At 37.8% G+C, this 13,302-nt stretch carries 13 protein-coding genes and 1 pseudogene; 5 read left to right on the top strand and 9 right to left on the bottom strand.

The genetic code is table 11. The features are described 5' to 3' along the window. Window positions 1–427: 427 nt before the first annotated feature. Window positions 428–718, bottom strand: a complete 291-nt coding sequence (gene gatC, locus H6G44_RS19250) for an Asp-tRNA(Asn)/Glu-tRNA(Gln) amidotransferase subunit GatC (protein ID WP_190388172.1) — start codon at window positions 716–718, stop codon at window positions 428–430. A gap of 41 nt (window positions 719–759) precedes the next feature. Next, window positions 760–1,281 carry a photosystem I assembly protein Ycf3 gene (locus H6G44_RS19245; RefSeq protein WP_190388171.1) on the bottom strand — a complete coding sequence of 174 codons (522 nt, stop codon included), beginning with the start codon at window positions 1,279–1,281 and terminating at the stop codon, window positions 760–762. A 237-nt stretch (window positions 1,282–1,518) separates the two neighbouring features. On the opposite strand from H6G44_RS19245, the gene H6G44_RS19240 reads away from it, so the two are divergent. Beyond that, a complete protein-coding gene (locus H6G44_RS19240) occupies window positions 1,519–3,627 on the top strand; it encodes a S8 family serine peptidase (protein WP_190388170.1) in 2,109 nt (702 codons plus the stop codon). Between the two features lie 49 nt (window positions 3,628–3,676). Here H6G44_RS19240 and H6G44_RS19235 read toward each other — a convergent pair whose 3' ends face one another. From H6G44_RS19235 to H6G44_RS19225, 3 genes are all read right to left on the bottom strand, one after another. Further along, window positions 3,677–4,468 (bottom strand): lysophospholipid acyltransferase family protein, encoded by a 792-nt coding sequence (locus H6G44_RS19235; RefSeq protein ID WP_190388169.1) that lies wholly within the window; start codon window positions 4,466–4,468, stop codon window positions 3,677–3,679. Between the two features lie 109 nt (window positions 4,469–4,577). Next, window positions 4,578–5,063, bottom strand: a complete 486-nt coding sequence (gene tadA, locus H6G44_RS19230) for a tRNA adenosine(34) deaminase TadA (RefSeq protein WP_190388175.1) — start codon at window positions 5,061–5,063, stop codon at window positions 4,578–4,580. 582 nt (window positions 5,064–5,645) lie between these two features. After that, the gene (locus H6G44_RS19225; protein ID WP_190388174.1) at window positions 5,646–6,017 is read right to left on the bottom strand and encodes an NINE protein; all 372 of its coding nucleotides are present in this window, start codon (window positions 6,015–6,017) and stop codon (window positions 5,646–5,648) included. Between the two features lie 199 nt (window positions 6,018–6,216). Between H6G44_RS19225 and H6G44_RS19220 the strand changes: the two genes are divergently transcribed. Next, window positions 6,217–6,540: a DUF1825 family protein gene (locus tag H6G44_RS19220; RefSeq protein ID WP_190388168.1), complete on the top strand. Its 324-nt coding sequence runs from the start codon at window positions 6,217–6,219 to the stop codon at window positions 6,538–6,540. Between the two features lie 90 nt (window positions 6,541–6,630). Here H6G44_RS19220 and H6G44_RS19215 read toward each other — a convergent pair whose 3' ends face one another. Next, window positions 6,631–8,553, bottom strand: coding sequence for a transglycosylase domain-containing protein (locus H6G44_RS19215; protein ID WP_190388167.1), 1,923 nt, complete (start codon window positions 8,551–8,553; stop codon window positions 6,631–6,633). 156 nt (window positions 8,554–8,709) lie between these two features. Here H6G44_RS19215 and tyrS point away from each other — a divergent pair, with 156 nt between their 5' ends. Further along, entirely contained in the window at window positions 8,710–9,903 is a 1,194-nt protein-coding gene (tyrS, locus tag H6G44_RS19210) for a tyrosine--tRNA ligase (RefSeq protein ID WP_190388173.1), read from the top strand. A 143-nt stretch (window positions 9,904–10,046) separates the two neighbouring features. Continuing rightward, window positions 10,047–10,667, top strand: a complete 621-nt coding sequence (locus H6G44_RS19205; RefSeq protein WP_190388166.1) for a Uma2 family endonuclease — start codon at window positions 10,047–10,049, stop codon at window positions 10,665–10,667. An 84-nt stretch (window positions 10,668–10,751) separates the two neighbouring features. Here H6G44_RS19205 and H6G44_RS19200 read toward each other — a convergent pair whose 3' ends face one another. After that, entirely contained in the window at window positions 10,752–11,102 is a 351-nt protein-coding gene (locus tag H6G44_RS19200; protein ID WP_190388165.1) for a GUN4 domain-containing protein, read from the bottom strand. A gap of 5 nt (window positions 11,103–11,107) precedes the next feature. Here H6G44_RS19200 and H6G44_RS19195 point away from each other — a divergent pair. Beyond that, a pseudogene (locus H6G44_RS19195) lies at window positions 11,108–11,485 on the top strand (transposase); the annotation flags it as partial. A gap of 88 nt (window positions 11,486–11,573) precedes the next feature. On the opposite strand, the gene H6G44_RS19190 reads toward H6G44_RS19195, so the two are convergent. Next, on the bottom strand, window positions 11,574–12,308 hold the full coding sequence (locus tag H6G44_RS19190) for a metallophosphatase (RefSeq protein WP_190388164.1): 735 nt from the start codon (window positions 12,306–12,308) through the stop codon (window positions 11,574–11,576). Between the two features lie 30 nt (window positions 12,309–12,338). Further along, window positions 12,339–13,148 carry a metallophosphoesterase family protein gene (locus tag H6G44_RS19185; protein WP_190388163.1) on the bottom strand — a complete coding sequence of 270 codons (810 nt, stop codon included), beginning with the start codon at window positions 13,146–13,148 and terminating at the stop codon, window positions 12,339–12,341. Window positions 13,149–13,302 lie beyond the last annotated feature (154 nt).

Below are 13,302 nucleotides of genomic sequence, written 5' to 3'. Positions count from 1 at the left end.
TTTGTCTTATATCAGTCGAATATGCTGCTGCCATATATATCTCAATTATTTTCTTTTTTTTCCATCTTTAAAGTTTACCATCTTTGTACCGCTTTTGATCTCAAACTGCTGTAAGAGAAATTAAGATGTTTAAATACATGAAATCGGTTCCAAATTAGCTTCTCACCTCGCCATTGCAGATATTAGTGCCAATTTTGGATGGTGAAGTGCGATTTAAATGATATATAGTTCTCAAATACTTGGCAAATAAAAAATCATCTGCTATATTAATTCCATACCCAAAAACCTAATCCCCTAATCCCCTGTCCCTACGGGGATGTAGAGACGTTCACCAGAGCGTCTCTACTCTTTTGTATTGATATTGCAGTTGGGTTGAAGGAGAAAGAAAAAATTTTTCTCTATTTCCCTATATTCCATCAGTTTTTAGTTAATCAGCATTAAGAATTTTAGGAACTCGGAAAAAATCACCTTCCTGTTGAGGTGCGCTATTGAGAATCGCTTCTCTGTCTGCATAAGGTTGAAGAATATCCTCTCTGGTGATATTGCTAACATCAATAGCTCTGGTTGTCGGTGCGACATTGGTAACATCCAGTTGATTTAGTTGTTCTATATAATCCAGAATACTACCTAATTGAGTGGTAAATTGTGCTTCTTCTTCTGTTGTCAATTCTAAACGAGCGAGATTAGCAACTTTACGAACTTGTTCACGATCAATCATAATTTATCAGTTGTTAGTTGTCAGTTGTCGTAAAACTATGGTTAAAAGAATACGTCAATTTGCGATCGCCCGGTGGTTTTGATCCAGTTTTGAGCTTCAATATAATTATTGGGAGCCATGCGAATTGCTCTAATCCAATAATCCGCTGCTTGATCAAACAATGCTTCACCACCGTCATGATCTCCGCTTTCTTTAGCTCTTTCACCTTGAAAATGATAAATCACGGCGATATTATTTAAAGCTTGGGGTAATTGTGGATTTAACTCAATAGCCTGATGATAGTATTCTAAAGCCTTGTGATGATCGCCATTACTGGCATAAATTAATCCCATATTATAGAGAATATAACTGCGATCATTAGAGTCCTCCTCCATTTCTAAGGCTTCTGTATAATAGTCTAGTGCTTCAGCATATTCGCCTTCTGCCTGTGCGGACATTCCATCTCGATAATAAACAAACGCTTCTTTAGCTTTTTTGTTAGTTGGCAATATCTTGAGGATAATATCTGCCATAACTGTAAAGGATTTGTCAACAAAGTTATCGTTTTTCTGTGTTCTTGGCATATTTGTCCCTATGATTGCTCAATTGCAGCATACTGCTAATTTAACTGATTTGTGGAGATTTAAGTTAGGCAAAAGATCAAGAGTTGGGCATTATTCCTAGAGTGACCCATTTATTTGAATAACCGGGTAGATTAGCAACAGTAGCACAAAATGGTTTACCCTCCACCTAAAATCAACTAATGGGACTTAATTAACACTTCCCAGTCTAAAATATCTAGAAACAATCTCCAAATCCTTATGAGTGATCAGATTAATTCTGCGGATTTTCCCGAATCAGATGTAGCAAATAACAGCGAGGCATTGACCTTACAACGGGGGGGTGAAGAATTAATGCTAGAAAAAACGCTGTATCGTTTTACTATCCGTCCTAATGCTAATTTTCCCCAGGAAAAATTATCACAAATTCTGGGAGGGGTATGGCGGCGGAGTATTCCGCAAGCAAAACTAGAACTGTATACGGTTTTTCCTAATCAACTAGATGCAGTTATGTCTCAACTCCGTGCTGATGAACAAGTAGACTTTGTTAGTCATGTTTATACACTGGAAAATAATCCTGGGACTTTTGTTTATCTCAGTGATCAAATAACAATTCAATTTGCTACTTGGGTAGATAATACTAAAATTAATACCATTGCCAGTACATTAAATTTAGTTCAGGATCAACCAGTTGTGGGTATACCGAATACCTTTGTTTTTCTTGTTAGTAAACAAGCCACACAAAACCCAATTAAAATCACAAATCAATTACAAAAACTGTCAGAAGTTTTAGCGGCTGAACCAAATATTCTCATTCAACAAGAACCCCATTATAAACCCAAAGATTCCCTTTATTCTCAACAATGGTATCTCAATCATAATAGTGGTAATCAATTAATAGCTGGTTCTCATATTTCTGTAGAACAAGCTTGGGATACCACTCGTGGTCTACGTTCTATAATCCTGGCTGTAGTAGATGATTCCTTTGATTTAAAACATCCAGATTTTCAAGGTACAGGTAAAATTGTTGCCCCTAGAGATTTAAAAGAAAATGATTTTTTACCCCTACCAGGAGAAAAAGAAACCAGCCATGGTACAGCCTGTGCCGGACTAGCTGTAGCTGAAGAAAATGGTTCAGGAATTATTGGGGTTGCTCCTGGTTGTGCCCTGATGCCCATTCGCACCACTGGTTTTTTAGATGATCAATCCATTGAAGATATTTTTAATTGGGCAATGGATAAAGGTGCCAGTGTAATTTCTTGCAGTTGGGGAGCTTCTGCTGTTTATTTTCCCCTTTCTATCCGACAAAAAGCCGCTATTAATCGGGCTGCTACCAATGGACGCAATGGCAAAGGATGTGTCATTGTTTTCGCAGCAGGAAATGCTAATCGTCCAATTAATGGGACTGTAAATGAACAGAATTGGCCGAAAAATATTGTCCAAGGTAAGACAAATTGGTTAGGCGGTTTTGCAGTTCATCCTGATGTAATTACCGTATCTGCCTCTACTAGTTTGAATAAAAAAGCAGCTTATAGTAATTGGGGAAGTAATGTTTCTGTTTGCGCTCCTAGTAATAATGCTCCTCCAGGAATGTGGTTTCAGGAAACGGGTTTTGTTTATACACAACCAGCAATTGTTTCTTCCTTATTTGGATTGGGAGTGTTTACAACAGATCAAATAGGTGCTGCAGGTTATGATGCCGGCAATTTTACTAAAAACTTTGGTGGGACTTCTAGCGCTACTCCCATAGTCGCAGGAGTAGCGGCTTTAGTATTATCAGCTAATCCTGATTTAACCGCACAACAAGTTAAACGAATTCTTCAAGATACCGCTGATAAAATTGTTGATGATAGTGCTGATGCTCAGTTAGGTATTCGTGGAGGTACTTATGATAGTAATGGTTATAGTCAATGGTTTGGTTATGGCAAAGTTAATGCAGCTAAAGCTGTGAGACGAGCACAGCAAATGAATTTAGTTGCTAAAATTACTAATAAACAAATCCAGGTCAAAAATACTCAAGTTGTGGATATTCCTGATAATAATAGACAGGGAATTAAAAGTGCGATCGCTATTAATGAAGTTGTTAATATTGCCGATATCCAAGTTACAGTTAATATCACCCATGATTTTTTAGGAGATATAGAAGTTTATTTAATTGCTCCTAATAATCAGCGGATTTTATTACAAAGTCGGATATTAGGTCGTCGTAATCAATTACAGAATAATTATACAGTGCGATCGCATCCTGCCCTGAAACAATTACTTTCTCTACCCGCAAAAGGTAAATGGCAATTACAAGTTATTGATTATGCTGTTCTAGATGTGGGAAAACTTAATTACTGGGAATTGGTAATTGGATACGGGGGGTAAGGGAATAGGAGTAGGGGCAAATTTGCCCATGTCTAGTTCCTGACTCCTCTCAGTTGTGAATTTTTGCTAAGACGTAATGAACAAATTCTGATTTTTGATGACTTAATTGTTTTAACTTATGGCTTAAATCCGCTGTTAGTCGTTTAGCTTCTGGCTTTAAATTTCCATTCAGATAATCTGCGGCTTTAATAGGTTCGCCAATATGAATATTCACATCAGTACCCCAATGAGGATAGGGTTCGCTGTATTGAATACTTACAGGTATAACTTTAATTCCTAGCCCTGGGTAGCTAGATTCAGCCATGATAGCTAAACGAGCGATTCCCGGTTTGAGGGGATGAAGTTGACCATCATGATGAATGTCACCTTCGGGATAAATAACTAACATTTCCCCTTGTTGCATCAACTCTATTGTATGACGGAGAGTAGCGATCGCCGGAGCTTGAATATTCACAGGAAAACCCCCCATTCTTAGCACAAACCAACCTTGTAAACCCCGGCATTCACTACTTGTTACCATAAATCGCAGATCTCTACCAGTGACACAACGACCAGTAGCGTAGGGTAAAACCAATGAATCCCAACGGGAACGATGGGTAGGTGCAAGTACGACAGGTCCACTTGTCGGGATATTTTCGCGTCCAGTCACTTGAATATGTCTAAAGAAAGATGGCAAAACTATGTAACGTCCTAGAAAATAGGCTAAAGGCATTAACCAAGGAGAAACCCGTGATCTATTCTCAGCCGCTAATGATCGCAGCGGCAAGTCGAAGTGGTTACTTCCATGGTTATTTGTAGTTTTTGAATAGCGATTAATAAAAGCGGAGTATAATTTAATCATAACGGTGGCTGGTTTTTGAGCTAATGAAATATTACACAAACTTGATTATGTCCACCGTATATTTTCTTGGGCAATTTCCGTTTTCCCATCTGGACAGTTTTATATGTGTCTATCGTTTGTACTGACGTTGGCTGGCAAACCAACCTTGTAAGAGTTCTCGACACTCTGATTCGAGAATACCTCCTAGCACTTTTAGATGGTGATTAGAAACAGGGTGATCGGGAATGTTGATAACAGTACGAATTGCGCCAGTTTTGGTATCGTCTACACCATAAATTAATTTTCCTAATCGGCCATGAACTATAGCACCAGCACACATTGGACAGGGTTCTAGAGTGACATATAAAGTACATTGATGCAAGCGCCAACTTTGTAAAATTTGACTAGCAGCCCGAATCGCCATAATTTCTGCGTGTGCAGTAGGATCTTGATCCCGTTCTTTGCGATTTTCACCGACCGCAATCAGTTGATTATCTGTATCAACAATTACAGCACCAACAGGAACTTCACCAGCATCACCCGCTACTCGTGCTAATTCTAGGGCGTGAGTCATCCATTTTCTATGTATTAAATATTCTGGTGATTTCAGGATCATCATTGTGGTCAGTTGTTATCATGGAATTATTGACCAGAAAATAATTAAAGAGTTGCAGTAATTAGGAAATTTGCAAAAAGTATCAATAAAGTATTTTTTCTTTTGACAACTGACAACGGACAATTACGAACAATTAACAACTATTATTAATTTCAATCAGGTGCGTTACGCTAACTCACCCTAATATTTAAGGTAAATTACTCGGATCAATTTAAGTAAATTATTAGCCGTTCTTTTTCTTGACGTTCTTGTTCAGCCCATTAACTCTCTTCTGCAATCTTTTCTACAGACCAAGGTAATAGATTATTTGATTTCACTGATTTGTGTTGCCATAATCACTACCTCTGGTTGATTTGTTTTTATTTTATCTGATACAATCTCAAAACATCTGCAAATCAGGCGATGTCTATGATCAGTATTCGTGCAAAATAAATTTTATAGTTAGGAAAAGAACCCCCGTAACTGGGAACAGCTAAAGATTCAATCAATATAATATATATCATTTCCCAGTCTCACGATATAGTTTATGGCATTTGTTAAAAATTGTTGTTACAAACTTATATTTTCGCGCTTTTATACTATCTAAATCTGATCTAACATTCGACGACGTTTTTGTTCAAACTCATATTCAGAAATTAATCCTTCTTGACGGAGTGCTTCCAACTCCCGTAAAGCATTAGCTACCGATTCTACTTGATTAGTCGCTTGTGGTGATACCTTAGTTACCGACTCACCCAAATTAAAATATCGATCAAAAGTTTCTTGCTCTTGAGTTAAATACCAAACTCCTTCAATGGCACTAGCTATTTTGGGAATAGGTGTCCAAGAGAACAAAACATATAGCACGCCCCAAAGTGGCTGTCCCAAGTAAAATTTATGTAAACCAGGAATCATCAATGTTCCAGAAAAGGCTAAAATTAAAGCAAGGCTGCGACTTTTTCGCTTAGTTAACATCATTTTATATGTAAAGAAAATTTCATCTGTAAATAATACTACAATACTCTCTATACACTGAAGGTCAAGTAGGGAAATTTCGGTAAAACCGCTAATTTAATTAAAGTAGTTCCCCTAGATGAATCTTCTACACTAAAATGGAAGCAGGGGCAAAAATTAAAGCTGCTGAAGTAATAGCATTCAGTTACAGAAAAGCAACATGGGATTCTTTGATTCTGAAATAGTCCAGCAAGAAGCCAAGCAATTGTTTGAAGATTATCAAGCATTAATTCAACTTGGCAACAGTTACGGCAAATTTGACCGCGAGGGCAAGAAGCTGTTTATTGAGCAAATGGAATCCATAATGGATAGATATCGCATCTTTATGAAGCGTTTTGAGCTATCAGAGGATTTCACAGCGCAAATGACCATACAGCAACTAAAAACTCAACTAGGTCAGTTTGGCATCACTCCGCAACAAATGTTTGAGCAAATGAACGTGACCTTAGAAAGGATGAAAGCAGAATTGGAACAAACAAAGTGACCATTATATTATCTAAGTAATAGGCAATAGGTAACAAGAATTTTCCCATTACCAATAACCACTAACAACTGACAACTAACCACTGACCTATTAATTTGATTTAGGACGTGGGAACTGAGAGGGGGATTTAAACTTCTCTATAGGTACACCCTTGAGTGCTTTTGTCATGAAGTCCCGCCAAATTGGGGCTACCATGACACCACCGGTTGCCCCATGTGCCAGTTGTCTGCTGTCGTCCCTACCCACCCATATCGCCGTAGTTAACTGCGGTACAGTACCAATAAACCAAATATCCTTTTCTGAGGATGTAGTTCCTGTTTTACCGGCAGCGGGACGACCTATGGCAGCACTTTTACCTGTACCTTCGTTAATTACGGAAGTCATGATATCAATAGTAGCTGCCGATGCCCAAGAATCAAGAGCTTGTTTAGGTTTGGGTGTATTATCGAGAATTACATTACCAGCACTATCGGTAATGCGGACAATTACCGTAGGTGGTGACTGCCAGCCATAATTAGCCAGGGTAGCATAGGCGCTGGTCATTTCTAAAGGAGTAACACCAATAGCCCCCAAAGGTAAAGATGTAACAGGTTCCATTGGACTCATAATGCCCAAAGTTCGGCAGGTTTCAATGACTTTGTTCATTCCCACCGATTTACCCAGTTTAATCACCGGAATGTTACGAGAATGGGCAAGGGCTGTGCGAATTGACATCGCTCCGGCAAAACTACCATCATAGTTTTTTGGATAATACCAACCATTACCATCTTGGTAGCCAACGGGAGCATCTACAACTGTGGTATCTGGTGTATATTTACCAGTAGCAAAGGCTGCATAATAGACAAAGGGCTTAAATGAAGAACCTGGTTGTCTTTGAGCTTGAGTAGCTCGGTTAAATTCACTGAGTTTATAATCTACTCCACCGACAAGGGCTTTGACAAAATGAGTGCGGGGATCAATAGACACCAAGGCCATTTGATTCTTATTCAACCCTTGAGATTGCAGCCTTTCGTGCCATTCTTTGACGGTTTCTTCAGCCATTGTTTGGAATTTAGCATCAACAGTGGTTTGGACGCGCATTCCGCCTTTAAGCAAGGAATCACGACCAAATTTTTTCGCTAATTCCTGGGCTACAGTATTGGTAATGTAAGGTGAGGCACTACCCTGAAAAGACCTAATCTTACCTAGTTTAATTGGTTGTTTGAGGGCATCATCATATTCTTTTTTGGTAATCCAATTTAACTCTATCATCCGCCCCAGAACTTCCTTTTGTTTCTGTTTGGCAAGTTTCATGCTTGCAAAAGGGCTAAACTCTTCTGGTGCTTGGATTAAACCCGCCATCATGGCTGATTCACCCAAGGTTAAATATTCTGCTGATTTGTTAAAATAACTGCGGGCTGCGGTTTGTACACCGTAATTATTATGACCCCAATAAACTTGATTGAGATACATTTCTAAAATTTCGTCTTTACTGAGAATTTGTTCTAGACGAATTGCCAGTACAGCCTCGGCTAATTTCCGCGTAAAAGCCCGTTTTTGAGATAAAAATAGGTTTTTTACCAATTGCATGGTGATGGTAGAACCACCTTCTTTTACACCACCTGCTACCATGTTAACTACTATAGCCCGGCCTACACCAGTGGGGTTAATCCCGTGATGATCATAAAAATGACCATCTTCACTGGCTAAAACTGCGCGTTTTAAGTTGGGAGAAACTTTATTTAAAGGTACTACCTCTCGGTTAGCTTCTCCGTGAATACCAGTTAATAATTTGCCTTTTATATCATAAATGTAAGTCGTTTCCGAGGGGAAAAAGTTTTTTATTTGTCTAACATCTGGTAAATTACGGAAACTAATCGCTAAACCTACTAATGTTCCCGCGACAATAGAGCTTGTTAGGAGTGTTATGGATAGGAGAGTACCCCCAGTCACTTGACCGACTCCTTTAAAAAACTCAAATCCAGATGTAGCCCGCTCTTGTGGTTGTTTGTTTGCAAAAGTCCTAGACGACACGGCGATTTCACTTCCTCACTTGTAAATTTAAATGTAATTCATTAAATGGAAAAAGACGGTTAATTTTTTGTAATTATAGTAATCTGGCAAAACAGACAAGGGATGACAACCCTAACTTTTCAAGTCGAAAGTATAGTTAATGGCCGATTTCTTAGTATGACGCAAAATCTATCTTGGTTGCATCGTGGTGTGGCAGAAATTTTTCCTCAACCCCATGATGATAATGATACAGAAAGTCTGGAAAAACGATTACTTAATTCGGACGGTCCTTTAAGGATTAAATTGGGTATTGATCCGACAGGGGCAGATATTCATCTTGGCCATAGTATACCTGTACGGAAATTACGGGCTTTTCAAGATGCTGGTCATACAGCGGTACTGATTATTGGGGATTTTACGGCGCGAATTGGCGATCCTACTGGTAAATCTGAGGTGCGTCGTCAGTTAACGGAAGCGAATGTTACAAAAAATGCTCAAACCTATCTTGAGCAAGTACGTCCTATTTTGGATTTTGATACCCCTGGTCGGTTGGAGGTACGTTATAATTCTGAGTGGCTTTCCTGTCTAGATTTGGGGAAAACTTTGGAGTTACTTTCGACAATGACTGTGGGACAAATGTTAGCTAAGGAAGGTTTTGCAGAACGTTATAAACAAGAAAGTCCGATTTTTCTCCATGAGTTTCTGTATCCGTTGATGCAAGGTTATGATTCTGTGGCTGTGAAAGCTGATGTGGAATTGGGGGGGACTGATCAAAAATTTAACATTGCTGTGGGACGAGATTTACAACGTCATTTTGCTTTAAAACCTCAGTTTGGACTGTTATTACCAATTTTGATTGGGACTGATGGTGTACAAAAAATGTCTAAGTCTTTAAGTAATTATGTCGGTTTGGGTGAACATCCTTCACAAAAGTATCAAAAACTTCAAGGTGTGCCAGATAATTTACTGTCACAATATTTTGAATTGTTGACAAATCTACCTTTGGATAGTTTACCACAAAATCCACGCGATCGCCAGGAGTGTTTGGCCTGGGAAGTGGTGCGTCAATATCACGGTGAGGCGGCAGCTAATGAGGCTAGAGAGGCTGCTAAAACTGGTGGAAGGGAGGGAACATTACCGGAGTATTCTGTGGCTGCTATTCCTCAATTCCCTGCGAAATTAGCCTTTATTTTGGGTGCTACTGGTTTATGTAAAAGTACCGCCGAAGGTAAAAGGAAAATTCAGGAGGGTGGAGTGAGGATAGATGGTGATAAGATTACTGATGCGGATTTAAGTTTTTCTCAGCCTGATGATTTATATGATAAAGTGTTACAGGTGGGTAAGAAGAATTTTATACGGTTAGTAAAGTAGGGGCGAACGGCCGTTCGCCCGTACAGAGTTGTAGGGTGCGTCAGATATGGAAAATCTATTTATTTGCAGGATTTATACAGTAGCAAAGCACCCTACCAATCTGCCAGTTATAATGTTGTCATTATCAGTAATTCTTAAAAGTCATGATTCAAACCTTAACTAAAATTGTTACCTTCGAGGAATTTGTTAACTCGCTTCCTGACAATTCCGATATACGTTATGAATTACATCATGGAGAAATTGTTAAAATGGCGCAACCAGTGGGAGATCATGAAGAAGTTAAAGGGTTTTTAGGTGTGGAAATTCCCTTTGAAATTAAACGAATGGGATTATCTTATGTGATACCTAATCAAGTTATAGTTAGACCAGAAGGTAAAGATTCTGGTTATTTTCCCGATTTGTTGGTTTTAAATCGTGCCAATTTAGCTAATGAACAATTATGGAAACAACAATCAGTTATTAGTCATGGAGCTTCCATAGCTTTAATCATTGAAATTGTTTCCACTAATTGGCGTGATGATTATCATTTAAAGTATGCTGATTATGAGGAAATGGGTATTGCTGAATATTGGATTGTAGATTATGCAGCTTTAGGAGGACGTAATTTTATTGGTAATCCTAAACAACCTACTATTTCTGTTTGTAATTTGGTAGATGGAGAATATCAAATCAGCAGATTTAGAGATGATGAACGGGTTATTTCTCAAACTTTTCCTGAGTTAAATTTAACTGCAAATCAGATTTTAAAAGCTGGTATGATGTAGGTTTAAATTACAATTTTTCAAGTTCACATACCATAAATTGTCTATTTTGTCAAGCCTAGTATATTGTTAGATATTGAAAAAGCATTAATATCTTGAGTAAAAAATATTTAATCGGTGGAGAATTTCATTAGTATTTCTTAAACCTAACCCGACTATTCGAGGTGTTGAGGGAAGATGTCCTCTATTTGCATCTAAAGTAAAATTATAATCTTCATATTTTATCAATTCATTTGTAGCAATATTTTCAATCCAACCGCATCTAGCTGTAAACTGTTTATGATTTTGAAGAATTTGTTTTTGGATACTAAAACCAAACTTACCATCACTATATTTCACCCAAAGTTGATTAATTATATGTAAATCATAGCGAGGAAATTTTCTAATGTCTCCATCATCTAACCAACATACATTTTCACGTTCAGATATTTTCAACATTAGAGAAAATGATGTCTAATTTACCACTAGATGCAGTTGGGGTAATGGATAGAGGATTTGCGGGTCTAAATTTTATGCAAGAGTTAGTGCAAAAAGACAAATATTTTGTAGTGCGAATTAAAAATAATTGGAAACTAGAATTTGGATCAGAAACTGGATTAATCAAAATCGGTTCATCGAAGGATGCTCCCGCTTACAGAATGATTAATTTTTGTGATTTAGAAACGAAAACTGAATTTAGGTTAGTCACGAATTTACCTGCCGATGGAGAGGCAGCAGTTACAGATAATGAAATCAGAGATATTTATCGTTTACGGTGGGGAGTTGAACTGTTATGGAAATTTTTAAAGATGCACCTAAAACTGGATAGATTAATCACTAAAATTGAGATAGGGGAGTGCTAGTGGATGTTAATTCAGAGTTTACCCGTAGAGTTGGGTAAATAATTATTTACATCTTATTACCTTTAATTTACTGATGCTTTTGAAATCCTCTACGTTGTCCATAATATACTGTTTTAAATTTGACCTGATTTGTTGCTGGATGATAAATAGTGTAAGTAGCTTCTCCTGGGGTTCGTCCCACATTTCCTACCCCAACTACTTGACGGGAACTGCTGATGACTATTTCTGGGGAAAATTGACTATCTAGAGTGGTAATTTTACTGTTGATAGAACCCCCTTGTAATTTGTATTGGAAAGTTAAACCAGAACGACCGCAAAAGAGGTTATTCGCTTGCATCCGTGATAATCTATCTAACATTTGTATGGGAGGAGTTTGGGGATTAAGTTCTTCACTCACACCCACGGTTGAACCATGTATTAATAAACAATCTAACTCAAAAAAACCAAAATCGAGCGATCGCAACCATTGTACTGTTTGATGAGAAACACAATCCCACAATCTTTGTACAGTCTCACCTCCATATTTTGCTATCAATTCTGGTGCGTCTGCGGTTGGTCCTAAACCATGTAAAATTACACATTGTTCTTCCCACCATCCTTTACAAATCATCGGTGCTAATTCACCCCGTCGCTGTGATTTGACTCTTTGTACCAACTCTTCAGATTCCTGTCTTGGACCGACTAAATCACCGATAATGTATAATGCATCTATATAACGGCTTTGACGTTTAATATCAGCCATTACAGCCTCATAGGCTGATAAATTTCCCTCAATTCCACTCAAAATCGCCCACATAATCAATTTTAGATTTTAGATTTTAGATTAGTTATTTTATCTGGTACAAACATGAGTTGGATCATCTGCGCGTTCTGCATATTCTAAGCCATGAGCCAAGCGCCAAGCAAAAATTTCTGGTAATCCTTTTTGGATAATTGCTGCACAGGTTTTTTGATAATCATAAGTAACTTCTCGTAAAGTCACCGCTTGATTATCAGTTTCGTAAATTACATAAGTTGCATTTGGTCGTCCATGACGTGGTTCTCCCACAGAACCTACATTAACAATTTTTTTCAGAGGAGATAAAAAATTTATTTTACGTGATTTTCCTTGAGTGTCAACTTCAATTTTTAACTCACCAGCATTCAGATCACGAGCATAGGGAACGTGAGTATGTCCACAAAATAGCACATCTGCACCTGTAGAAAGTACCCGTTCTAAAGCCACAAAAGCATCAAGTTCTGGTAATAAATATTCATGGTTACTATGGGGACTACCGTGAACAAAGGCCAAATTTTGCCATTCTAGACTATAGGGTAAATTAGCTAAAAATTCCCGATTTTCTGGGTTAATTTCCTGATTTGTCCATTGGTGAGCTTTAATTCCTCTTTTTTCTGCCAATACTGAAGGATAACTACAATCACAAGCGTTTAATCCCTCTACAATATCTTCATCCCAACAACCAGCGCAGGTAGGAATATCTAAAGAGCGAATTTGATTAATTACAGCATTTGGGTGCGGTCCATATCCCACTAAATCACCAACACAAAAGATTTTTTCGGCTTTTTGCTGGTCAATATCTAATAGTACAGCATCTAAAGCTTCATAATTACCATGAATACATGAAATAACGGCTATTTTCATACTTGTTGACCTTCTAGTAAAATTTGTTGTACCTGTTGTTGCAGAAATGTTGAATGTCGTTACAAAACTTTACATATTTAAGTATACTAGTATTATCAAGGGTAAAAATGTCAACATTTCATAATATCTTCCATCCAATGAACATAACTGATTT

This window comes from Aphanizomenon flos-aquae FACHB-1287, from assembly GCF_014698755.1.
GTDB lineage: Bacteria > Cyanobacteriota > Cyanobacteriia > Cyanobacteriales > Nostocaceae > Dolichospermum > Dolichospermum flosaquae.
The sequence above is the reverse complement of the archived record's forward strand: the minus strand, read 5'-3'. Positions and strand labels throughout refer to the sequence as shown.